Here is a 23,957-nt window from a genome sequence, read left to right as displayed (position 1 = left end):
CCTATTTATAGAATTTTCCAATAGTATCAGCCATATAATCCATTTGCTCAGTTGTTAATGTAGGAAACATAGGCAGAGTAATTGTTTTTTCATGCATTTTCTCAGTAACAGGCAATACATCATCATATTTTAATCTGTTTTTATAAAATTCAGATTTGTGAACAGGATCAAAGTAAATTTTAGATGATATTCCATTATCTGACAAGTAATCTATTAATTCATCCCTTTTATTTGCTAAAACTGAGAATAATTGATAAACATGATTATAACCTTGCGGAACTTCAGGAATAGTTATTTCATCTGTTTCTTCCAATATTCTTTTAGAAAGATATCCAACATTATTTTTTCTCATTTCAATGATTTTATCCGCCTTTTTAATTTGTGAAATTCCCAAAGTTGCAGTTAAATTTGACATTCTCCAGTTAAAACCAAGTTCAATATAATCAAATAATCCTACAGTTGAGAAATAGTCCCCACTTTCCAATCTTCCGTGAGACCTAATCAATTTTAATTTTTCATAAATTTCATCAGAATCTGTGACAATCGCTCCACCTTCACCAGTTGTTATAATCTTATTTTGACAGAAACTTAAAATATTTGAATCACCGAAAGTACCAATATTTTTTCCATCAACAGAAGCACCAAAAGCTTCTGCAGCATCTTCAATTAGTACTAAATTATTATCTTCAGCAATATCCGTTAATTCTTTAATTTTACATGGACATCCACCATAGTGAACCGGAATAATAGCTTTAGTATTTTTTGTAATTTTTTCTTCAACTAATTCCGGATTTAATCCTAAAGTCTCTTCTTCAATATCTGCAAATATAGGTTTTGCTCCTACAAACAATGGAGAATTTACAGTAGCAATAAATGTAAATGACGGAACAATGACCTCGTCACCTTTTCCAATTCCATGAGCCAGTAAAGCAGCGTGTAAAGCAGAAGTGCCTGAATTAAATGTTATCGCATGTTTTGTCCCAATATAATCAGCAATCATGTCTTCAAATTCAGTAACCTTTGAGCCAACAGCCCAAAATTTACCTGAAGCAATTTGTTCGGAAACTAGTTTAACATCTTCTTCATCATTATAAATTTCAAATAATGGGACATTCATCTTATCTACCTACATAAACTAAAAATAACTTTTAAATTCAATGAATTTTAAATTTAAATCAAATAATCACTAATAAATATATATAAATTATTATAAATAATTTTCCAATTAATCAATTTTTCTCACTACTTTAGCCGGAACGCCGAAAGCAACAACATTATCAGGAATATCTTCAGTTACAAAACTAAAAGCACCAATAATGGAATTTTTACCCACAGTAACTCCAGGCATCACTACTGAATGAGTTCCGATTCTGCAGTTTTCTTTTAAGATTACTTCCCCTTCCTTATCATCAATAGTAGATATTGAATAAATGGAACAGTGAGATCCAATTTGAACATAATCTTCAATTACAACATGATTTTTTGCATTAATATATGTAAATGCACCAATATCAGTCTTGTAACCTAATTCCAAATTGTCTTTGTTTTGAACCAACCAATTATACTTAGTTAATTCACATTCTTTTATTTCAGGAGCTTTCCAGCCATCAAATCTATCTTCACTCATAATTTCACCTAAATATTATTGTAAACTTTAGCAAACTCTTCATTATTTTCAAAAAGATATTTTGCAATAACTTCCATTAAAAACATGTCATTTTCATGGTCCAAATCCAATACCCCAGTGTCAAACATCTTATGAATTCCACATTTTCCATCAAATAATCCCACTTTTCTTTGTAAGAATTCTCTAGAGTAAACATAAATAGATGCATTCATATCATAAATCACTGGCGCCTCTTGTCGTGTATTAAAATTAGACTTAATCACTCTATCATATCCATGTTCGGTTTCCATAACCATGTTAAAATAGGGATTTCTTCTAGAATCAGTCACAGAAAAAATCAAATCATAATCCGTATTTAATTTCTTTTCAACCATATCATCCAAATCTTTTACTGTCCTAAGAGGAGAAGTAATATCCAAATCAATTACTAAATCATAAATGCCATTTTTTTCTTCCATTATCTCTAAACAATTTTGAATAACATCCACTTTAGCAACATTATCTCCTGCCAAATCAGAGGTTCTTTCAATTATTTGTACCGGATGAACATCATTATCATTAAATATATTAATCAAATCTTCACTGTCAGTATTTACAACAATATCTGCATCATATTTTGAATCTTTTAAGTATAAATCAATTACAGATAATGAATATAATGCTAAAGGCTTATCTAAAAAGTTTTTAACATTTTTATTTTTAATTCCTTTAGACCCTGCTCTCCCACAAATTGTAAACAATAATTTCATAATTTTCCACCAGCTAATTTCATAACTTTCAATGCATTTTCAATATCATTAATATTACCCATATTTTCAGTAATCAATTTAAAGAAATATTTTAATTCTTCAACCTGATAATCATTGCGTTGTTCGTTAAAATCAATGATTTTATCTCCATTTTTAAAAATAACTTTATTATTGTAAATATCTCCAATAATAGTTTCATCTTCTTTAAAAATCATTAATTCTCTTATTGGAAATCTTCCAAAATAATCCAAATGTAATTCTATAAGCATATTCTCATATTTTGCCATGTAAATTGCAATGTCTTCCGTGTCGATTTCTAAACTGGATACTTTATCTAAAACACCTACTACAGAATCAGGCATTCCAAATACGTAAGTTAAATAATCCCATTCATGAATTAAATCAATGCTTACTCCACCACCCAATTCCTTTTTAGCACTGTAAGATTTTCTGTAATCCTCTCCAGGATGCCATTCCGGAAGATAAGTGGAACAGATTGATCTAACACTATTTACCTGAGATAAATCAAGATGTTCTTTAAGATATTGAATTACACTCCCATGTCTTAAAGGGCATGCAACATAACATGTCTTTGATTCAAACTCATCAAAATTTTTATCCAAATCATTAGAATAAACAATAGGTTTTTCTATAAAAAAGTTATCAGAGTTATCTTTAAATAGTTTTAACGTTTCATAATGGAGTTTTGTAGGATTTGTAATGAAAATTGCATCATAATCTTTCGGAACATCCCCATAGCAGTGATATTCATTAGTTATGTACTGAGAAATATCTTCAGACAATAAAGAGTTACTGCTCCTATATGCATCAATCTGACAATTAAAGTCACTATTTAAATAGTTTTTAATATTAAAAATATGTCGTTTAGCAATTGATCCAATTCCAATAAAACAAATCTTTAAATCAATCATATTAAACCTCAAAAACTTCATCATCAGAAATTTCTTCAATTTTATCAATAATATCTAAAATATATTTGTCTTCCTCAAAAGAGTGCAATCCTTTTTTGACATCCCCAGATAAAACCTTGAAAAAATCTTTAATTTCTTCCAAATAAGCATTTTCAATAATTGTTTGATTATAATCATTTTCTTTAGAAATTTCTTCATATAAATTCAATTTTTTCATTTCATTTAATTCAAGATCAAATTCTTCAAAACCATGAGGAGTCCCATCCCATGATAAGTAAATATCCTCATTAATAATTTCCAAATTCCTAACAGCTTTACGTGATGCTAAATCAACAATTAAAACACCTCGACTGCCATTTTTATGGATAATATTAATAAAGAAACTATCCGGATAATCGATTTCCAAATCAGTAATTTTATTTTTTGAAACATGAACTTTTTCAATTTCACCAAACACATTAATAATCCAAGGCAACTCAATAGCTAAAATTTCTCTACAGCCATTAGTTTTTTTATCGCCAACAAAAAAGTTCTTATAACTTTCCCAAGGATGCCAGTCTGGAAGATAATTACCAATATGATAAATATAATTAGTAATTTTATCAGATTTTTTAACTTCAGAATCAATGTAATTAATTTCTTTTCTATAAAGCTGTGTGGAAGATAAGAATAAAATAAGTTCATTTTGTGAAGATAATTTTATATTTTCATCATACCCATCACTCACCAAATTAATTTCAGTGAAAACATTTAAATTAGATTTTAAAGCTTGATTAATAATATTTGAGTGAGTTAATGGAGGGGTTGATATAAAAACTGCATCAAAGTTATAATTATTAAAGAATTCTGCAGAATCATTGCATACTGGAATTCCAAACAATGATTTCACTTCATCACACCTTTCAAGATTATTATCAATACCAACTACATTTATCTCAGGAAAATTATCTTTAATTAATCTAATTCGTCTTTTTCCCATTGATCCTAAACCAATTACTCCTACGTCCATAATATTCACTCTAGTTCAATAAATTTTTTATTTAATAAATCGTTATTAATTTCAATTTTTTTTAAAATCTTGCAAATTAGTTCTCCCGCTTTACCTTCACCGTAAGGATTTTTACAGCTTTCCAACTTGTTTTGATATTCTTCAGATTTAATATAATTTACTGCTTGAAGTATTTCATTTGAGTCATAATCAACATCTATTACATTTTCTGCTTTTTCACGTCCGGATTGTCTTGTTCCAATATTTATTACAGGCAATTTAAATGAAGATGACTCTATAATCCCACTGCTAGAATTTCCAATTAATGCACTAGACAATCCTAAAAGACCTATAAAATCATCATGAGAAATATTCTTATATGCGTCCACATCATATTGGTTAATTACCTCAATCATTGCCCTTCCACCGGCATCAGCATTAGGAAAAACTAATAAAACTTGATAATCAGTAGCAGTAACCGCATCTAAAGTTTGTTTGATTTGATATGCTGAATCTTCAACTTCAAGACTTACTGGATGCTGTAAAACTAAAACAAAATCTTTTTTGATATTATATTTTTCTTTTAAGTAATTTTCATCAATGTTATCTTTAAGTTTTATTATAGAATCTAAACCTGGAGCTCCAACAACAAAAATATTTTCTGGATTTTCACCCATTTGCTTTATTCTTGATGCACTTTTTTCAGTTGCTGGAAAATGAATATTAGATAATTTTGTTATAGCATGACGTGCAGAATCATCTACAGTAGATGAAACATCACCTCCATGAATATGTGCAACTGGAATTTGCAAATAAGATGCCACAATAGCTCCAGCTAACATCTCACCCCTATCACCCAATAGCAACACAATATCCGGATTTAAATCTACCATTAATTTAGTTAAATCAACAATTAAATTTCCTATAAACTCAGACATTGATTGCTCATTATCTTTTAAGAAGGTTTGATTAATGACATGCAACATAAAATTATCCTTTTTAATTTCATTTAATGAATATCCAAACTCTTCCATTAAATGCATGCCTGTTACTGCAACATCTAAATGAATATCATCATCTTTATCCAATAATTCTAAAGTATTATGCATTAAACCATAATCTGCTCTTGTCCCAGTAATATATAAAACTTTTTTTAACATAATTATTCCAAATCTTCCCATTTTAAAACATCATTGGATTTTAAATCTTTATTTACAGATTTACCAATGATTTCATTAATAAATTTAGGTGCAATGCCAGTACCTGGGCGTTTTATTACTAGCATTTCTTTTTCCAGCACTGTTCCTTTTTTAATGTCATTATTTAAAATAATGCTTTTTCTTGCAACTTTTTTAATTTCATTTTCATTTTCGGAGAATTTTCTAATCCCATCTCCCATAGCCACTTCTACATTTCTAATAGCACTTACCATAGCTTTAAACTCTTCTGGATTTAAAGATGCCTTATGGTCAGGCCCTTCAAGAGTTTTATCTAAAGTAAAATGTTTTTCAACAACACATGCACCTAATGCAACAGCTGCAATTGGAAGTTCAATACCTGGAGAATGGTCTGAAAATCCAATAGGCACGTCCAATTCTTTTTGAAGGGTTTTGATAAAATTAAGATTTGCTTCCTCAAATGAAGTTGGATATCCTGTTATACAATGTAAAATTATCAAATTCTGTTTATTTGAGATATAATCATATGTTTCTCTAATTTCATCTAAAGTTGCCATACCTGTTGATAAAATTAAAGGTTTATTAGTTTTTAAAACATAATCAATTAATTCAAAATTATTTAATTCGCCAGAACCTAATTTATAAAGAGAAACATTTAATTTTTCCAATAAATCTACACTTTTAATATCAAAAGGAGAAGATAAAAAAACAACACCACATTCCTCGGCATATTTTTTTAAATCAAAAAAATCATCATAGGACAATTCCAATTTTTTAAGCATTTCAAGTTGAGAATTTTCATTAGTATTTTTCTCTTGATAGTCTGCAGTTTTCGCATTTTTGCTAACTAAATCTTCACTTACAAAAGTTTGAAATTTAACAGCATCAACACCACAATCACTAGCTGATTTAATCATTTTTCGAGCAAGGTCAACACTACCGTTATGATTAACACCAATTTCAGCAATAATGAATGTAGATGTAACATTTGATTTATTACTTTCAACATCAAAAATCATAGCAAAAACCTAATTAAATTCATTATATCCTAATATATTATTAATATAATTTAATTTTATGCATTAACTAAAAAAAAAATAAGTTTAAAAACCTTTAGTTAAATTTTTTACATCCTCATTTTAATGTTTTTTTATAATATTTAAAAGTTTTTACTATATACATTCTCATTCATTATTAAATTTTCTCTAATACGAATTATTTTCTCCATAATTTTATATTTTAATAAACAATGAATTAATTCAATCTTTTATTTCAAATCTTTGAGGATTATTGAGATAATAATTTTTCATATCTTCATTTTGTTTTTGAAATCCTAAATGCCCGACGCAACTATTTTCAGATACAATCATTGCTTTTGAATTAATCATACAATATGTACAAATCTGTCTTTCATCTAATCCTAATCCAATTCCTAACCTTACTTTAAAATACTTCATATTTTCCCATAAGTTTCTATGAAATAAAATCGCCCCAATACTAAATCTTATTGGTACTGCAGAATAAGATAATGGTGAATTTTGTAACATCTCATTTATATCATCAATATGGGGAATCATTGCATTTTTTCCATCACCCCACATAAATTTTGCAACATCAGGATTATTCTCTATCATTCTATGATCACCAGTAGCATATTTCACCTTTTCAAAATGTTTATCATAATAATTTATTAAATTTAATCTTTTTAATAATACAACATGAGAATACCCATTTATAGGTAAAATTGGAGCAACAAAACCTACATCATACTCCCCTTCGTTTTGAACATATTCATAAGTATTTTTTAAAGTTTTAAAGAAATTTTTAGTTATAAAAATATCTTCATCAAGTTTATAAATATAATTAGCCTTTGGGAACAATTTTATTGCAGTATTCTGAGCTTGTGTAATCGAATTTCTTTTTGTAGAAATGTAAGACCATCCATATTCTTCTGCTATTTTACTTAATTTTTCACTATACAAACCTGATGAAACAATACATATATCAATAGTATCTTCAGAAAATCTATAAATTCTATCAAAAATATTATCCCATAAAAATTCTTTGTATCCTGCTAAAATTATACATAGAGAATCTTTATTATTAGACCTATTTTCAAATACATAATTATTTGTAAATGAAATTCGTTCATTAACTTTTGGATACACAGTATCTATGAATTTTAACATAAATCTTTCAATATTTATAATAATCACCATCATTCAATTTAAGTTTTCATTATCACATGCTCGTTTAATTAGTATGTTTTGATATTCAATAGGCAAATCCTTAAAATAAGAACTAAATCCCCAAACACGAACAATTAAATTAGGATATCTATCTGGATGCTTTTGTGCATCGATTAGAATTTTTGATGAAACTACATTAAGCTGCATCTGAAAAACACCCATATTTAAACTCATTTTAAGAAAATCTAAAAATTTTTTGAAGTTTTTCTCAATGAAATCTGGAGCAACCATAAAATCCACAACATTCCCATTGAATTTATGATTAGTATAATCAAGTTTAGATGCAAAATGCATGATTTCTATGTAATCTTTATTATCATCTAAAGAAATATGCACATTAAAAGGTTCATAATTTTTTCTACCGTCTAAAGATGCTAGAATATCTAAAGATCCACTTATATAACTCGGCGCACTTAATCCAAATTTAAATTTACCCCCATATTTTGTTTTTTTACTATTGAAAACCTCATCAACAAAACAAGTAACTTCATTAGTTAATCTAATAATCTCTGAATCATCCATACCAAATTTTTTTTGAGATTTAAGTTCATTTAATAATAATTCATCTTGAAAATTTGCTTTTCGATTTTCATTTAATTCTTCAAAGGAATATTTTTCATCATCAAAAACTAATTTTTTGATATTATATAAACTATTTACAGTATTTGATAATGATACAGAAGTTAATCCATAATTATTATAAATTGCACTGCCTTTAGATACATCATTATTATTATTCTCAATGAATAAGGAAATAATAGGGTCTTCTTCCCAAACATAATTGTTAATTTGATTTAAAATTTCATTGAGATAATTTTTTAAATAAATTTTATATTCATCAAAAAATTCATTAAAATTTGAATATTTTGATAAATCTTCATTATCTAATAAAGCATTTAATGGTTTCAAAAAGATAATAGAAGTAACATTATTTAATTCTAAACCTTTACCTAATGGTGCAGGTTCCCAACAAGCAGAAACAACATAATTATAAGCATCTTCTTTTTCATATCCAAAATTTATTAAATTTTTTATGACAACATCATCATTCGACAATAATGGAGAACCAATTCCAGTAGCCATTGTTTCAACAGCAAGCTCCATCAAATCATCAGGTGTTTTATCAGAATATCTCAAAATTATTTTTGGATCTGGCAAGTTAAGTTCTTTTAAAGCATTAATGAACAAATATGTTAAATCATTATGAAAATAAAAATTATCTTCATTTAATCCCCCTAAAACAATGATTTGACCAGTATCTCCTGCAAGTTCATTACTTTTGTAATAATAATAACTATGAATTTTTATTATAAAATCTTTAATCAGTTCATTTGCTTCTTTTTTACTAATATTATCCTTTTCATACAAATCATTTAAAATTAAATCAAGTCTACCCACACCGTTTAAAGAATGATTTGTTTGCCATAAAATTTGATTAAAAAATAGAATTCTTTGCAATGCCTCTTTAAATGATTCGGCTTTTTTAAATTTAATATTTTTCAAATAAGTTATATATTCATATTTATCTTCACGGTTAGATAACTTCAATTCTTCAATTTCACGGTCAATTAAAATTTCAAAAGCTTTTAATGTATCTAATTGATTTGATGTAAATTCATTTTGAGAATTATAGGCTAATTTCAAATCTTCTATAGAATTATTTAAAATTTTACTATAATCCATAGTGATATTTCCTATAGTCCCATTTTCATTATATAAACATTTCCAAGGGTCTAATGTGAAAATAAATCCTTCTTTTGGAATATTAATATTAATTTTTGTAAATAATTTTTGTATTTGTTTTCCTTTTGTCTGTTTTATAGAAGGAACATAAAAATTATGCAATCTCTTAAAAAAATTATCAGAGTTGTATTTACCTAATTTTTTTGACAGAGCCCTAAAAATCAATATTCTTTTTGCATACTCAAAAAACCCTAATTTTAAAAGGATTGATTTGAGATTTAGTATTAAATTAACCATAAATACACCAAATTCAATTTATAAATAAATATCAAAATCTATTTGAATATATAATGAAATCATATTTATCAATTTTATATTATTTATCCATTATACATAAAATTTTGTAAAATAAACTCGGACTAAAAAAAAATAATTTTAAAGAATTTGCCCATTAAAATCAGATATTCAATAAAAACCGAATATTTTTTAGTTAAAAAATATAATTTTCAAAAATTAGTTTTAATAAATTTAAGTCATATTTCAATAACATCTTATAATATTAACATTAACAAAAAATTTATTTATACAAACTTCAATAAAGAAAATATATTACATTTAAACTAATTTAATTATTAAAAAATAAACATTATCCGTTTAGAAGAAATTTATAATTAAAATACAGAACTGTTGATTTTATGAGTCAAGTGCGAAAAATATTTAAAAATATGAGTTGGCTATTAATATCACAAATAATTGCCAGCATTTGTGGGTTTATTTGGACAATCGTTATTGCACAATACTTAGGAGTTAATGATTACGGGATTTTAGGATTTGCAATATCATTTACAGGAATTTTAACGGTATTAAATGATTTAGGTGTTGGAACCCATATCATCAGACATGTAGCGACAGATTATGATTCGGCTAATCATTACCTGGGAAATGCAATTCCTTTAAAATCTTTATTTTCTACTTTTAATTTTGGAATATCCTTAATTATATTAATAATAATGAAATGTAACCCACTTACAATTCAGATTACATTACTATTTACAATAGAATCTATTATTAAATCATTCTTTAGTTTATTTAGTAGCACATTTCAAGCTGTTGAAGAAGGAAAATACCAAGCAATTGGTAATACAATAATGAATTCATTATTATTACTTTTTGTTTTCATCGTAATTTTTACAGATACAGGTATTTTTGGAATAACTTTTGCATATGTCCTTTCAAACATTATTGCACTAACTTATATATTTTATGCACTTAACAAGCATATTACAAAAGTTACTATTCAATTCGACAAAGAATTCTGTAAAAAAATAACAATCGCAGCAATACCCTTTGCAGTAGGGGGTTTACTATCAACATTATATTATTCCGTTGACATGATTATGCTTACCCCTATGGCCGGAGACTATGCAACAGGAATATATAATGCAACTTATAGACTTATTTCTGTTTTAACCTTATTTTATGGAGTTTATACTGCAGTTATATTTCCTGTAATGAGCAGAATGTTTAAAAATGATAAGAAAATGTTATCTGTTAGTTTTGAAAAGTCAACTAAATATCTAATGCTTATCATCATCCCAATTGCTATTGCAACTCAATTTTATTCAACAGATATTGTTGTTTTATTCTTCGGCAGAGAATATGCGGCTGCTTCAACACCTTTATCCATATTAATATGGACAGTTTGCTTAGTATTCTTCAATGCATCAATAGCAACCGTTTTAAATGCATCATTTAAAGAAATGACAGTGACAAAACTCAATTTCATTGCTGTAATATTTAATGTAGTTTTGAACTTATTTATGATTCCTAAATACACATATAATGGAGCTGCAATAACAACAGTATTGACTGATTTATTACTCCTATTCCTATATTTATACTCTATGAAACAGATTATATCCCCAGATAAAAGATTTTATTTTAGTATTGGAAAAATAATTATCGGATCTGTAATATTAGGAATTGCATTATATTTCTTAAACTTAAATATGTGGATAGCTATTCCAGTAGGAATAATAATATATTTTGTAACAATTTTCATTTTAAGAGTATTTGATGATGACGACAAATATATTGTAAAAGAGATTTTAGGAAGAAACTAACAATTACGGACAATAAAATGACTGTACGAATTACGAACATCCAACATTTTTCACTCCATGATGGTCCAGGAATAAGAACAACTGTATTTCTTAAAGGTTGCAACTTAAAATGTCCATGGTGTGCTAATCCAGAATGTATTTCATCTAAAATCCAAGGAGAATTTGGATATGATATCTCGTTGGAGAAATTGGAACAAGAAATCGTTAAAGACAAACCATTCTATGAAACAGGAGGTGGAGTGACCTTTTCTGGAGGAGAACCTCTACTTCAAATTAATGATTTAGAACCTCTTTTAAAATCCCTAAAAAATAAAAATATCAATATTTGCTTTGAAACAGCACTATTTGTTCCTGAAAAATATTTAAAAATTGCTAAAAAATATAGTGATGAATTTATTGTTGACATTAAAATGATTAATCATGAAAATTGCAAAAAAGTAATTGGAGGAAAAATTGACCAATATTTAAATAATATAAAACTACTTGATTTAAAAAAAACTACATTTAGAATACCAATAACAAAATTCATCCTTAAAGATACAAAATTAATTTTAGATTTACTAAAAACTTATCAACCTAAACATTTAGAGATATTTGAACTCCACAATCTCGCAAGAAAAAAATATGATATTTTAAATAAAGAACAATATTATGAAAAAATAGATGATAGAGAAATTAAAGAATTTTATGAAAAATTAAAAGAAATTATTCCTACTACAGAAATTATCGAAATTTAATTAACAACACTCAAATTCTGAAAAAAATCTTTGGGCAATATCTTCTAAATCAAAAAAAAAGATAAAATTTAAAATAATTAGTAGAAAATATATGATATTATGAAGTATGATTATTTAATAGTAGGTGCTGGTCTTTTTGGTGCAGTTTTTGCACATGAAATGACAAAAGCTGGAAAAAAATGTTTAGTGATAGAAAAAAGAGACCATATTGCTGGAAATGCATATACTAAGTTAAAAGAAAACATTAATGTCCACAAATATGGTGCGCATATTTTTCACACAAACAATAAAGAAGTTTGGGAATATATCAACCAGTTTGCAGACTTTAACAGATTTACAAACTCCCCTGTTGCCAATTACAACGGTGAATTATACAACTTACCATTCAACATGAATACATTTTATCAAATGTGGGGAGTTAAAACTCCTGCCGAAGCTAAAGCTAAAATTGAAGAACAAAAAGCTGAAGCAAAAGTGGATAATCCTCAAAACCTTGAAGAACAAGCAATTTCATTAATTGGTAAAGACATTTACGAGAAACTTGTTAAAGGATATACTGAAAAACAGTGGGGGAGAAAATGCACAGAACTTCCAGCATTCATTATCAAAAGACTTCCAGTAAGATTTACTTATGATAACAACTATTTCAATGATTTATATCAGGGAATCCCAATTGGAGGATACACAAAAATTGTTGAAAAAATGCTTGAAGGAATTGAAGTAAAACTCAACACAGATTTCTTTGATGACAAAGAAAAATGGCTAAATATTGCTGATAAAGTACTATTTACCGGCATGATTGATGAATATTATGATTATTGCTATGGAGAACTGGAATACAGAGGTTTAAATTTTGAGTTTGAAACTTTAGATATAGAAAACTACCAAGGAAATGCAGTAATCAATTACACTGATGCAGAGACCCCATACACAAGAATAATTGAACATAAACATTTTGAAAGCTCAGAATCTCCAAAAACCATTATTACAAGAGAATACCCTAAAAATTGGGTGAAAGGTGAAGAAGCATATTATCCTATGAATGATGAGAAAAATTCAGAATTATACAATAAATATGTTGAACTTTCTAAAAAAGAAGACAAAGTTATTTTTGGTGGAAGACTTGGAATGTATCAATACTTTGACATGTGGCAGGTAATTGATGAAGCTTTAAAACTAGTTAAAACACTTGAATAATTAGAAAGTTAAGATATAATGAAAACCAAAAAAGAAAGAATATTTTACTATGATGTCTTAAGAGCATTTGCAATAATAGCTGTAATAATCTGTCATGTTGACCACTTTTTCGGCCCACTGACAACACCTACACAAGTTATTGCACAGATGACATTCCACGATATCGGAGACATAGGCGTTCCAATCTTTTTAATGATAAGCGGAGCACTGCTATTAAACAGAGAATATCCCAGTTTGGAAAACTTTTTAAAGCGAAGATTTGCAAGAATCATCTATCCGTTCATATTCTGGATTATTCTGATTTTAGGTCAACTCTACTATCACGGATACAATTCAAAGTTCATCTGGAATGTATTCATTGGAGAACCTTCAATCACATGGTATTTCTGGACTTTAATTGGAATTTATCTATTCATCCCTGTTTTAAACTCATTTATAAAAGAATATAAAATCAAAGGTGTTGAATACTTTTTGGCAATATGGCTTTTTACAATGATTCTAAAAACATTCAGCGCATATCCTCTGTGGAACTATTTTAATCTGGATATGTTTGCAAGCTTTATCGGATATCCTGTGTTAGGTTACTGGATTGCAAACAAAGAATTTAAACTAAATGACAAAAAGCTGTGCATCATAGGATTGATAATGCTAATAATATCCTTAACTGTCTTTGTATATCTAGGATATGCAAAAATCGATTTAATAAGATATGAAAACCTGCCAAACATGTTTATGGGAGTCGGACTGTTCATATTCATAATGTGTCTTGACAGATTAAACAAATTCAACAGAATCAAAGATAATTTCATCGGAAAGGCAATTCTATCCCTAAGCGTGTGCAGCTACGGAATGTACTTCTCACATGTGATAGTCGTTAAAGCATTGTCATACCACAATCCCGGATCAAACCTGATGTTTCCAGTAATGTTCGTTTTAATAGTATTTTTAAGCTGGCTTTTACCTTATGTTTTAAGCAAAATTCCGTATGTCAAGACTATAAGCGGAGTCTGAAATTAAATTGGAGAATCTTTTTTATCATCATACATTTTTAAGATTCTCCACTTATAATTATCTGCCTAAAATCATTAGGCACAATACTTTCCAACAACAGGAATTTTTGATAAAACAAACACCATCAGCCATGAAACTAAAAAGACAAAAATACTATAAAAAACAATAACCAAACATATTTCTACACCGTTTCTCGGTAGACTTGTAAAAAATGGATTTGTGTAAAACATCAGCAATGAATGAATCAGATACATCCCATAGCTCAGATTGCTTATTGAAACAATCGCTTTTCTAAATTTCCCAAAGTTCAGATGCTTAAATATGACGAATAATGATCCTGCCTGCAGAATTACCCATATACTTACATCAACCCATGAAGCAAGAACTGCTGATTGTGTAGCAGAATAGTCAAGAGCAAAATTTTTAGGCATTATGGCACCGGTTTCTAGCATTTTAAAAAAGGTTGCAATTACAAAAACAGCAAGCATTACCATGATAAGTTTTCTAGAATCAATTTTAAAGTCCTTTACAGACAGGTAATAACCTAAAATCAGAAATCCGATTGGAGCTGCAAAGAAATTCAAATTGAAATAACTTTCAATATTATAAAATAATACAAACTGATAAAAAATTGCGGCCAAGACAAATATAACTAAAAAATACTCTATTTCTCTTATTGATGAATTTAAAACAAACTTATTGATTATCGGCACAGATAAGTATACTCCAAAAATCAGCCAGAAATACCAGTATTGAGAGAATATATTGAATGAAAATCCTTTATCAGTAAATAATGATAAAATAAACGAGATGATTAAATAAAATATGAACGGATAGGCAATCCTCGGCAGTTTGCGCTTTAAAAAATTACCAATTTCAATATCGCGATTAAGTAATAGCGCACCGCTTAACATCAGAAAGATTGGAACCGCATACCTTACAATCTCTGAAAACATGTAGATATAAATGCCGTTTACCTGTTCTCCATGATGCCAAAGCTGGAAAACATGTATTGCAATGATTCCAAATATTGCAAGAACCCTTAAATTATCATAATATTCAATTCTATTCTTAATCATATCACCGAAATGAGTTATAATATTATATTTAAACAATATGATTATTAATTTTAATTAAACCTGCAAAAGTGAAATTACTAGAATTTTATATATAAAAGAAATGTATAATTCTATTAAAAATATACGTTAAAATTCCTTAATTGTTTTCATTTAGTAAAATTGCTCCCACTTTGTAAAATTGTCGCCATTATGTAAAATTTACTCCAAAAAACCATCACATATAACTTAATATGATTTAAATCGAATGTAAAATTGTTTAAATATCAAATACTCTATTAAATATTAAGTAATGATATAAGGTGTATTTTGTGACTTCAGAAGTTGTAATTATGAATAAAAATGCAATTGTAATGGCGGCAGATAGTGCTGTGACTGTTGGTGGAACTAAAACCTATAATGGCGTTAATAAACTGTTCATGTTATCAAATTCACCCCCTATGGGTATAATGATATTTGGATCCGCAGATTTTGAAAATATTCCTATGGAAACTTTAATTAAAGAATTTAAAAGAAAAACCGATTTTAAGAAAAATAATAACATTGAACTGATTAAAGAAGAATTTTTAAAATTTTTAACTGAAAATACTCCAAAAACTGATATTGAACATGAAATTGAAATCACACTCCCCTTATTTAAAAATTTTATTAAATTGGAACTTGAAAATATCAGCATAGAAGACTATGAAGAATTTATAATAAGTCAAGGAAATAGAAAACTACCTGATTTTTTAAACGAAATTAATGAACTAAACAATTATAATTATGAGTTTGAAGAATTAATCCCCTCTGAAATCGATACAAATAAACAGAAACTATTAATAGATTCTTTAAAAAATATTTTTTTTGATTTCATAGCATCAATGAGTACTGGAATAGTCATTGCTGGATTCAATGAAAATGAAATGTTTCCATCATGCATGCAATTCAATATACATTTTAATTACAAAAATAACATTAAAATATCAAATTATAATTATTTGAATAATTTTGAAGAAAATGTAATAATACCATTTGCACAAAAAGATGTTATAAAAACATTCATAAGTGGAATTGATGAAAACATGAAATATGCCATTATTATTTATTTCTATCAATTTACAGAGGAATATCTCAAACAATTAAAAAATAAGGTAAATTCAAATAAAAAAATTAAAAATGCACAATTAATTGAATTCAATAATGAAATAGATAAATTCATTGAAAGTTGTGAAAATCAGTCACATGAATTCTTGAAAAACTTTGAAAAATTAGAAGAAGCATTTACTAAACCAATTTTAGATTCAATTGGAGGTTTACCTAGAAATGAATTAGCAAATATGGGAGAATCATTAATACACATCACCTCCCTAAAAAGAAAAATTTCAACAGATTTAGAAAGCGTTGGCGGAGATATTGATGTTGCCATAATTTCAAAAGGAGACGGATTCATCTGGAAAAGAAAAAAACAGTACTTTGAATCAGATTTAAACCCTCAATTTTTTGAAAAGAATGATGAATAATAACTTTAATATAAAATTAAATTAAAATAAATATTTAAAAAAGGATGATTTTCATGATATTTAAATCAAAAGAGACTGGAGATGCACTTATACCACCTAAAGGATATTTAAGATTATGGGCAATTAATGCTGCTAAAGAATCCGTGGATAAAATTATTAAACAAATGGATTCTATAGACGAGTAAAATTTACTAATTATACATTAATAACCATAATAATATGATAAACATGATAATTAAATCAGAAGATACTGGAGATACCCTTTTACCGTCTGAAGAATATCTCAGAAAGTATGCGATTAGATTAGCTAAAGAATCTGTGGCTAGAAGTATAAAACAAATGGATTCAATGGATGATTAAAATGTACTAATTATGCTTAATTCAACTGAGAAAAATTAAATTTGCAATATATTTCTTATATTTTCATTTTCAACAAATTTATCAACAATGAGCCATTCAAATCAAAAAACTAAAATCTAAATTGATGAAACCCCATATTTAAGAGAGTCACTTACCGATTATAACAAAAACTATACCTTCAACATAATGCATATACAAAAATAAAAAAAAATGAAAGAATTATAAATTATATTTCCTTTTAATCGCCTGAACCCTAGATAATGGAATATCTGCAGTACTTGCAATAATTTCCGGCCTCATACCAGATTTTAATTGATTTCTAACAATCCTTTCTTGTTCATTATTTTTTTTCCTTTCCCCATATTCATGAACCATGCTCATTCTACCACCCAATAAATCCTGCAATATATTTCTTGTATTTTCATTTTCAACGAATTTATCAACAATTAACCATTCAATTCCAAAAACCAAAGCCTGAATTGACGAGGCTAAATCTTTAAGACCAATTAATGTATTAATTACCTCAAAAATATAATCTTCTATTTCACCTTCTTTTTCAATTATAGGAACTAGGGAGAATAATACTAATTCTTTTCCAGTTATTTCTTCATTATGTTCTATTTTATAATTGATATTATTAATAATTTCTTCGCTGCCATAATCAGATAAGCTTATTACATCATATTTAAAATCATTATACTGATTTACATGATAAGTTATCAGTTTAGATTCTTCTGCTGTTGTAAAAACACAAAGATTAACTTCTTTATCATGATTTTCAACATTATAATCCGTTATTGCAACATAGACATGAAATCTTCTGTGATGTCTTTTTCCAACTTTTGTTGATTGAAATTCTATTATAAGAATCTCATCATCGAGTTCAAGTATTATATCAGGTTTGAACGCTGCCGGATCAAGTAGCCTTAGCTCTTTTGTCCAAATTTTTACTTTTTTAGATTTTTTCCCAATTATATCTAAAAGTATCCTTGCATCTTCTTCACCAACATTTTTAAATATCATATCTTCCTGAAATTGCGACATTTAAAAAACCTCATAAATTTATTTATTTTAAAAATATAGAACAAATATTATTTAAATTTAACTATAAACCTATTATAATCTAAAAATTTCATAATTAAAGCAATTTAACATAGTTAAAGCAATTTTACGAAGTGATAACAATTTTACTGAGTCACTACAATTTTACATTTTAAAATCAATAATGAGAAAAAATGATTTAGATTAATATAATCAACAACAGTGAAAAGTAAAAAAAAAGTAAACAGTATCTAAGAAAACACCTAAAAAATAATTTTAATGGTTAAATGGAGGAAATAAGGGTTTAATATCATTAAACCCGCAAATCTAATATTTAAATCTCAAACGTGTTACAGTTCCACCATGGAAATTGCGCTTAAAGGTTCATAGCAGCTTGCCACATGACAGACATCACCAGACCCACTTATATACAAACCACCTATATCATCGGTTGAATCAGCATGGGAAACTTCACCTGCTTCACCTGCAGCATATACCCCTGCAAATGCAAGTGAAACAACCACTGCTAAAATCAAAACTTGAATCAATCTAGCCCTATTCATTTTAATCGCCTTTTTAATTTTAAGTTTTACAAACTCTATTTTATAGTATAAACTGGCCACATATAAAGATTTTCGAGTGTAAGTACTTACTTGCATATTAAAATCAGTTAAAAAGGTAATTACCTCATTAAAATATAAAAACAAGCCAATTTAAAATTATATTCAAAAAAAAAGACAATAATCCATGAATTAATCCAAACATTATTCAATTATTGAACTATCCCTAACAATCTTCATTGCTCCAAAAACAGATGCTTTTTCTTTCATTTCAGATATACAAATTTCAGTACCTGCAAATGATACTTCACTGAAACCTTTTTTGATTATATTCAAAAGAAAGTCTCCTGCATTTGAAATGCCTCCTGAAATTATTATGACTTCAGGATCAAAAGCGCTTGAAATTAGGCCAAGCAGTTTGCCTAATTTGAAATAGACCTCATTAACGATTTTTAAAGCTACCTCATCGCCGGCTTTTGCCTCATTAAAAATATCTTTTGCAGTCAATGATTTAAAATCCCTCAGACTGGAATAATCATCATTGGATTTTAAATAGCTTTCAGCAGTTTTAACAAGACCTGTTGCAGAAGCATTTTCTCCGGGAGTTTTTGAGTCAAGATAAATAAAGCCGATTTCACCTGCAGCACCGTTATGGCCTTCCACCAGGTAATTATTGATTACAAGTCCCGCGCCTATTCCTGTTCCGATTGCAACAAGAAATAGACTGCTGTAATTTGCTGACTCACCAATGGCCTGCAGATTCACATCATTTAAAACAATTACGTTTATGTTGACTCTGGACTGCAAAACAGATCCGATATCACAATCTGGCAAATTTAAATTAATTGCTTTTTGGACAATGCCGTTTTTAACAATGCCTGCTATGCCCATTACAATAGCTTTAAAATCAGTACTTTTTAAGTTCAATTCACTTATTTTATTTTTGATTTCAGCTTCAAGCATTTCAGTTATGTGGTTTTTTGGAGTTGGAACTGTCCATTCAGTTATGATCTCATCTGAGGTGAAAACCGAAAAATTTGTTGATGTTCCTCCCAAATCAACGGAAAAGGCATAATCATTCATATTTAATAGTTTAAAAAATCATTTATAAAAATATATTCATCTAAACATGAAAAACTAGAATCAAAGTACATAAATGCCAACTATCCCCATATAAACTTAAAAAAAGTATTATGAAATGAGAACAATTTAACTAAATGGGAACAATTTTACACTTTAAACTCAATATAGATTAATAAAATTAGTTAAATTTATAAATAAAAGAATGTAATTAAGTATTATAGCAAAAAATACACTTCAAATAATTGAACCTCTCTGGCGTCTACAAGCCGGAGAGGTTCAATTAAAAATTAAAAAGAAATGGAATCAAATGGCAAGTAAAAAAATAACAAAAACATGGTGGGGAGAAAAATGGCTGGATGCTCTTAATGGAGTTTATCTAACTAACCGTATCGGCCGTGGAAAAACCTATGCAAACACAGGCAAAGTATATGACATCTTAATCAACGATAATCTCGCACTGGCTAAAGTCAGAGGAAATTATCAAAGCTTTTACAATGTTTCGGTTGAGTTTAAACAGTTCAGCCAAAAAGAAAAGAACATTATAATCAGAACAATCTATGAAAATCCCTCAATAATGTCTGCACTTTTAAATCATAAGCTTCCAAATGAATTATATCAGATTTTGCTTGATGAGGGAGTAAATGTTTTTCCTTCATCCCACAGGGATTTGGATACCGATTGCAACTGTCCGGACTATGCAACAATCTGCAAACACATTGCTGGACTGGTTTATATGATTGCAATGGAAATCGACAAGGATCCGTTTCTGATTTTCAAGTTGCAGGGACTTGATCTGCTTGACGTTTTAAACTTTGAAGTGGAAAAAACAAGCATAAAAGATATAGATGAACTTTTCACAAATAAAGACAATCCCCTTGAGGGCGAACTTGATTTTTCCAAAATTCCAGACCTTCACACTCAGATTTTTGAGCTTTTAGATGACAATCCCGTTTTCTATCAAAAAGATTTCAAATCAATTCTTGACAATACCTGCAAATCAAAGGCAAGATTTGTCAAAAAGGAATGTGAAAACTACACCAGACAACGTTTTAAATATTATGAATCTTATAAAAGGCTTGATTATGAACCTGAACCATTTAACGGCTCTGAGGAGGAATTGGATGACTGGCTGGAAAATGTGTTTCAAAGGCGCTGGGGAATGCCAAACCAGTGGGAAAACTTCAAATTGAATATCAACAACAATTATTCAATTTCAAAAATCACTACAAATGGCGAAAGCGTTTTTAAAAATGACACCTATGAATCAACTGTCTTTGGATTTTTTGTTGAGCTTGGCGAAAGCAGTGTTGAGAAATTCAACGATGACATTCAGTTTCTCAATCTGATTTATCAGTTCACTCTTGAGCTGTTAAAAAAGCATGCGCTGATTCCGGAAATATTCAAATCATCAAAAAATTATCATATAAGATGGATTCCAGCCGTTTTTGACAAAAACATTTCAAATATTATTGATATTCTGACAAATGAATGTCCTGATAATCTTGTTAAGTTTAAAAATCGCAAAATCGCAAAAAAGGACCAGATCATTTCAATGGTCAGCATATTTGTCAAAGGATTTCATGAAAATTATCTTAAATTCGGAACTGCCCAGAACATCAGGAAAAACTATGATGAAAGTGTCTTTAAACTATTTTTTGGCAAATCTCAGAAGTTTAAAAATGACCTTTCAACACCCGAAGCGATCAGTCAGTGGCTTTCAAGGTTTCAGATCAATTCCAGGGACTATGATTTGTATCTGCTTGTTGAAGAGTCAATGAACGGCTTTAATGTGGATGTCAGAGTAAATGATGAGCTTGAAAATATCACTGAGGTCATCAACACCACATCCGATAAACTGCTGAGGACAAATCTGCTGAAAGACACATACACCATCAATGAGATTTATCCCAAATTCAGAAGCGCACTTAATTATAATGAAAATCTCCAGTTGAATCTGGACGACTTTACCAGTTTCTTTTTAAATACTTTGCCGTTATATGAAATAATGGGTCTTAAAATTATTCTGCCGAAAAGTCTTCAGAAAATATTCAAACCTAAACTGAAGTTGAGTGTTGAAAACACACAAAGCGAAGAGAAATACATCACATTCAAAGACCTGACAAATTTTAATTGGAAAGTTGCAATCGGAAATACTACATGCACTCCTGAAGAGTTTAAACTCCTTGCTGAAAAATCAAAAGGCCTTGTTAAAATAGCAAATGAATTCGTGATGCTTGATGAAAGGGAAGTCAAATCTCTAATAAAGCAAATCGATAAACTTCCTGAAAAAATAAACCGCCACGAAATGATGAAGGCCATGCTTAGCGGAGAAATTCTCGACAGAGATGTTGAAATCGAAGGTGATTTTGATGAATTGGTCAAAAACATTACCCGAATCGATGACATTGAAGTGCCGGATAATATTAACGCAAAATTAAGGTCATATCAGAAAAGAGGCTATTCCTGGCTTGTTCAAAACATAAAATCCGGTTTTGGAAGCATACTTGCAGATGACATGGGACTTGGAAAAACACTGCAGGTTCTAACAGCAATCCAATATTTCAAACAGGAAGGAATGCTTGAAAAGGAGTCCGTTCTTGTAATTGCACCAACAAGCCTTCTGACAAACTGGCAGGAAGAAATCAGAAAATTCACACCTGATTTAACCTCATATATATTCCATGGAACAGCAAGAAGATTTACCAAAAAGAAATATGACGTGTATCTGACATCCTATGGCGTTATCAGAAGCGATATTGAAAAATTCAAAAAAAGAAAATGGTTTTTGGTTGTTGTGGATGAAGCGCAAAACATTAAAAATCCGAATACTAAACAGACAAAAGCAGTCAAATCCGTCAAAGCAAAACATAAGATTGCAATGTCAGGTACTCCTGTTGAAAACAGATTGTCAGAGTACTGGAGCATATTTGACTTTACAAATAAAGGATATTTGACAAGTTTGAAGAAATTCAGACAGAATTATATTGTTCCGATTGAAAAGGAAAAAAATCAGGACACTCTTGAAAACTTCAGGCAAATAACAAAGCCATTTATCATGAGACGCCTTAAAAGTGACAAGAACATTATAAAAGACCTGCCTGACAAAATAGTCAGTGACATATACTGCAATCTTACAAAAGAACAGGTTGCGCTTTACAAAGAAACACTTGATGCATCAATGGCCGAAGTTGAAGAAAATGAGGGCATGAAAAGAAAAGTTCTGGTTTTAAAACTGATCAATTCCCTAAAGCAGATTTGCAATCACCCTTCACAGTTTACCAAAAACGACTCGACAGACATTCACGAATCCGGAAAGATGGAAGTGCTGATGAATACTCTGGGCAACATTCTTCAGTCTGATGAAAAGGTCCTTATTTTTACCCAGTACGTCAAAATGGGAGAAATTATACAAAAAGAAGCTGAAGACAAATTCAACACTGAAGTGCTCTTCTTACATGGTTCGCTCAGTCGTAAAAAAAGGGATGAAATGGTTAAAAAGTTCCAGAACAGTCATCAAAATAAAATATTCATCATATCCCTTAAAGCCGGAGGAACCGGTCTGAACCTGACTGCCGCTCAAAATGTAATCCATTATGACTTGTGGTGGAATCCTGCAGTTGAAAATCAGGCAACCGACAGGGCATATAGAATCGGGCAAAAAGAAAATGTTATGGTTTACAGATTCATCACAAAAGGAACATTTGAAGAAAAAATCAATGAAATGATACAGAGCAAAGAGGAACTTGCAAAACTAACAGTTGGAAACGGTGAAACATTCATAACCGAAATGAACAGCAAAGATTTAAAGAATATGCTGAAACTTAGAAAATAGCAATTTTTAAATATCACTTGCGAGTTATT

21 protein-coding genes are annotated in these 23,957 nt (G+C 28.8%); 8 read left to right on the top strand and 13 right to left on the bottom strand.

Annotation, left to right across the window (positions count from 1 at the left end; translation table 11 throughout):
* Position 1: 1 nt before the first annotated feature.
* The 9 genes from QZN33_RS00560 to QZN33_RS00520 all read right to left on the bottom strand — a co-directional run bounded on the left by QZN33_RS00560 (position 2) and on the right by QZN33_RS00520 (position 9,703).
* Positions 2-1,117: a DegT/DnrJ/EryC1/StrS aminotransferase family protein gene (locus QZN33_RS00560; protein ID WP_296788288.1), complete on the bottom strand. Its 1,116-nt coding sequence runs from the start codon at positions 1,115-1,117 to the stop codon at positions 2-4.
* A gap of 108 nt (positions 1,118-1,225) precedes the next feature.
* A complete protein-coding gene (locus QZN33_RS00555) occupies positions 1,226-1,627 on the bottom strand; it encodes a DapH/DapD/GlmU-related protein (protein ID WP_296788283.1) in 402 nt (133 codons plus the stop codon).
* Positions 1,628-1,635: 8 nt separating this feature from the next.
* Positions 1,636-2,376, bottom strand: a complete 741-nt coding sequence (locus QZN33_RS00550) for a cytidylyltransferase domain-containing protein (protein WP_296788281.1) — start codon at positions 2,374-2,376, stop codon at positions 1,636-1,638.
* A complete protein-coding gene (locus QZN33_RS00545; protein ID WP_296788279.1) occupies positions 2,373-3,308 on the bottom strand; it encodes a Gfo/Idh/MocA family protein in 936 nt (311 codons plus the stop codon). The genes QZN33_RS00550 and QZN33_RS00545 overlap by 4 nt, the downstream gene beginning before the upstream one ends.
* 1 nt (position 3,309) lies before the next feature.
* Entirely contained in the window at positions 3,310-4,317 is a 1,008-nt protein-coding gene (locus QZN33_RS00540) for a Gfo/Idh/MocA family protein (protein ID WP_296788276.1), read from the bottom strand.
* A 5-nt stretch (positions 4,318-4,322) separates the two neighbouring features.
* On the bottom strand, positions 4,323-5,477 hold the full coding sequence (neuC, locus tag QZN33_RS00535) for a UDP-N-acetylglucosamine 2-epimerase (protein WP_296788274.1): 1,155 nt from the start codon (positions 5,475-5,477) through the stop codon (positions 4,323-4,325).
* Entirely contained in the window at positions 5,459-6,493 is a 1,035-nt protein-coding gene (neuB, locus tag QZN33_RS00530) for an N-acetylneuraminate synthase (protein ID WP_296788271.1), read from the bottom strand. Before neuB ends, neuC begins: the two co-directional genes overlap by 19 nt.
* A 240-nt stretch (positions 6,494-6,733) precedes the next feature.
* The gene (locus QZN33_RS00525; protein ID WP_296788268.1) at positions 6,734-7,696 is read right to left on the bottom strand and encodes a hypothetical protein; all 963 of its coding nucleotides are present in this window, start codon (positions 7,694-7,696) and stop codon (positions 6,734-6,736) included.
* Entirely contained in the window at positions 7,697-9,703 is a 2,007-nt protein-coding gene (locus QZN33_RS00520) for a pyruvate formate lyase family protein (RefSeq protein WP_296788262.1), read from the bottom strand.
* A gap of 428 nt (positions 9,704-10,131) precedes the next feature.
* On the opposite strand from QZN33_RS00520, the gene QZN33_RS00515 reads away from it, so the two are divergent.
* From QZN33_RS00515 to QZN33_RS00500, 4 genes are all read left to right on the top strand, one after another.
* Complete coding sequence (locus tag QZN33_RS00515; protein WP_296788258.1) at positions 10,132-11,529, top strand: oligosaccharide flippase family protein; 1,398 nt, start codon at positions 10,132-10,134, stop codon at positions 11,527-11,529.
* A 17-nt stretch (positions 11,530-11,546) separates the two neighbouring features.
* Entirely contained in the window at positions 11,547-12,266 is a 720-nt protein-coding gene (locus QZN33_RS00510; RefSeq protein WP_296788255.1) for a radical SAM protein, read from the top strand.
* Between the two features lie 99 nt (positions 12,267-12,365).
* A complete protein-coding gene (gene glf / locus QZN33_RS00505) occupies positions 12,366-13,463 on the top strand; it encodes a UDP-galactopyranose mutase (RefSeq protein ID WP_296788253.1) in 1,098 nt (365 codons plus the stop codon).
* A gap of 18 nt (positions 13,464-13,481) precedes the next feature.
* Positions 13,482-14,474 carry an acyltransferase gene (locus QZN33_RS00500; protein ID WP_296788251.1) on the top strand — a complete coding sequence of 331 codons (993 nt, stop codon included), beginning with the start codon at positions 13,482-13,484 and terminating at the stop codon, positions 14,472-14,474.
* A gap of 74 nt (positions 14,475-14,548) precedes the next feature.
* Here the strand turns inward: QZN33_RS00500 and QZN33_RS00495 are convergent, their stop codons facing one another.
* Positions 14,549-15,553: an acyltransferase gene (locus QZN33_RS00495; RefSeq protein WP_296788249.1), complete on the bottom strand. Its 1,005-nt coding sequence runs from the start codon at positions 15,551-15,553 to the stop codon at positions 14,549-14,551.
* A 308-nt stretch (positions 15,554-15,861) separates the two neighbouring features.
* On the opposite strand from QZN33_RS00495, the gene QZN33_RS00490 reads away from it, so the two are divergent.
* From QZN33_RS00490 to QZN33_RS00480, 3 genes are read left to right on the top strand one after another with little or no spacing between them, the layout of a single operon-like run.
* A complete protein-coding gene (locus QZN33_RS00490; RefSeq protein WP_296788246.1) occupies positions 15,862-17,052 on the top strand; it encodes a hypothetical protein in 1,191 nt (396 codons plus the stop codon).
* 53 nt (positions 17,053-17,105) lie between these two features.
* Positions 17,106-17,237, top strand: coding sequence for a hypothetical protein (locus tag QZN33_RS00485; protein ID WP_296788244.1), 132 nt, complete (start codon positions 17,106-17,108; stop codon positions 17,235-17,237).
* A gap of 34 nt (positions 17,238-17,271) precedes the next feature.
* Positions 17,272-17,412: a hypothetical protein gene (locus QZN33_RS00480; RefSeq protein WP_296788242.1), complete on the top strand. Its 141-nt coding sequence runs from the start codon at positions 17,272-17,274 to the stop codon at positions 17,410-17,412.
* 219 nt (positions 17,413-17,631) lie between these two features.
* Here QZN33_RS00480 and QZN33_RS00475 read toward each other — a convergent pair whose 3' ends face one another.
* From QZN33_RS00475 to QZN33_RS00465, 3 genes are all read right to left on the bottom strand, one after another.
* Positions 17,632-18,456, bottom strand: coding sequence for a hypothetical protein (locus QZN33_RS00475; protein ID WP_296788240.1), 825 nt, complete (start codon positions 18,454-18,456; stop codon positions 17,632-17,634).
* Between the two features lie 347 nt (positions 18,457-18,803).
* Positions 18,804-19,016 carry a hypothetical protein gene (locus QZN33_RS00470; protein WP_296788239.1) on the bottom strand — a complete coding sequence of 71 codons (213 nt, stop codon included), beginning with the start codon at positions 19,014-19,016 and terminating at the stop codon, positions 18,804-18,806.
* Positions 19,017-19,217: 201 nt separating this feature from the next.
* A complete protein-coding gene (locus tag QZN33_RS00465; RefSeq protein WP_296788226.1) occupies positions 19,218-20,096 on the bottom strand; it encodes an ROK family protein in 879 nt (292 codons plus the stop codon).
* Positions 20,097-20,403: 307 nt separating this feature from the next.
* Here QZN33_RS00465 and QZN33_RS00460 point away from each other — a divergent pair, with 307 nt between their 5' ends.
* A complete protein-coding gene (locus QZN33_RS00460; RefSeq protein ID WP_296788223.1) occupies positions 20,404-23,928 on the top strand; it encodes a DEAD/DEAH box helicase in 3,525 nt (1,174 codons plus the stop codon).
* Positions 23,929-23,957 lie beyond the last annotated feature (29 nt).

Source organism: uncultured Methanobrevibacter sp., assembly GCF_900314615.1.
Classification (GTDB): Archaea; Methanobacteriota; Methanobacteria; order Methanobacteriales; family Methanobacteriaceae; genus Methanocatella.
The sequence above is the reverse complement of the archived record's forward strand: the minus strand, read 5'-3'. Positions and strand labels throughout refer to the sequence as shown.

Excerpts from the sequence above, each read along its gene's own strand:
- QZN33_RS00470 (WP_296788239.1), bottom strand. The coding sequence starts at position 19,016 with ATGAATAGGGCTAGATTGATTCAAGTTTTGATTTTAGCAGTGGTTGTT.
- QZN33_RS00500 (WP_296788251.1), top strand. The coding sequence starts at position 13,482 with ATGAAAACCAAAAAAGAAAGAATATTTTACTATGATGTCTTAAGAGCA.
- neuB (WP_296788271.1), bottom strand. The coding sequence starts at position 6,493 with ATGATTTTTGATGTTGAAAGTAATAAATCAAATGTTACATCTACATTC.
- glf (WP_296788253.1), top strand. The coding sequence starts at position 12,366 with ATGAAGTATGATTATTTAATAGTAGGTGCTGGTCTTTTTGGTGCAGTT.
- QZN33_RS00560 (WP_296788288.1), bottom strand. The coding sequence starts at position 1,117 with ATGAATGTCCCATTATTTGAAATTTATAATGATGAAGAAGATGTTAAA.
- QZN33_RS00540 (WP_296788276.1), bottom strand. The coding sequence starts at position 4,317 with ATGGACGTAGGAGTAATTGGTTTAGGATCAATGGGAAAAAGACGAATT.
- QZN33_RS00510 (WP_296788255.1), top strand. The coding sequence starts at position 11,547 with ATGACTGTACGAATTACGAACATCCAACATTTTTCACTCCATGATGGT.
- QZN33_RS00555 (WP_296788283.1), bottom strand. The coding sequence starts at position 1,627 with ATGAGTGAAGATAGATTTGATGGCTGGAAAGCTCCTGAAATAAAAGAA.
- QZN33_RS00525 (WP_296788268.1), bottom strand. The coding sequence starts at position 7,696 with ATGATGGTGATTATTATAAATATTGAAAGATTTATGTTAAAATTCATA.
- QZN33_RS00545 (WP_296788279.1), bottom strand. The coding sequence starts at position 3,308 with ATGATTGATTTAAAGATTTGTTTTATTGGAATTGGATCAATTGCTAAA.
- neuC (WP_296788274.1), bottom strand. The coding sequence starts at position 5,477 with ATGGGAAGATTTGGAATAATTATGTTAAAAAAAGTTTTATATATTACT.
- QZN33_RS00485 (WP_296788244.1), top strand. The coding sequence starts at position 17,106 with ATGATATTTAAATCAAAAGAGACTGGAGATGCACTTATACCACCTAAA.
- QZN33_RS00465 (WP_296788226.1), bottom strand. The coding sequence starts at position 20,096 with ATGAATGATTATGCCTTTTCCGTTGATTTGGGAGGAACATCAACAAAT.
- QZN33_RS00520 (WP_296788262.1), bottom strand. The coding sequence starts at position 9,703 with ATGGTTAATTTAATACTAAATCTCAAATCAATCCTTTTAAAATTAGGG.
- QZN33_RS00480 (WP_296788242.1), top strand. The coding sequence starts at position 17,272 with ATGATAAACATGATAATTAAATCAGAAGATACTGGAGATACCCTTTTA.
- QZN33_RS00550 (WP_296788281.1), bottom strand. The coding sequence starts at position 2,376 with ATGAAATTATTGTTTACAATTTGTGGGAGAGCAGGGTCTAAAGGAATT.
- QZN33_RS00495 (WP_296788249.1), bottom strand. The coding sequence starts at position 15,553 with ATGATTAAGAATAGAATTGAATATTATGATAATTTAAGGGTTCTTGCA.
- QZN33_RS00515 (WP_296788258.1), top strand. The coding sequence starts at position 10,132 with ATGAGTTGGCTATTAATATCACAAATAATTGCCAGCATTTGTGGGTTT.
- QZN33_RS00475 (WP_296788240.1), bottom strand. The coding sequence starts at position 18,456 with ATGTCGCAATTTCAGGAAGATATGATATTTAAAAATGTTGGTGAAGAA.
- QZN33_RS00460 (WP_296788223.1), top strand. The coding sequence starts at position 20,404 with ATGGCAAGTAAAAAAATAACAAAAACATGGTGGGGAGAAAAATGGCTG.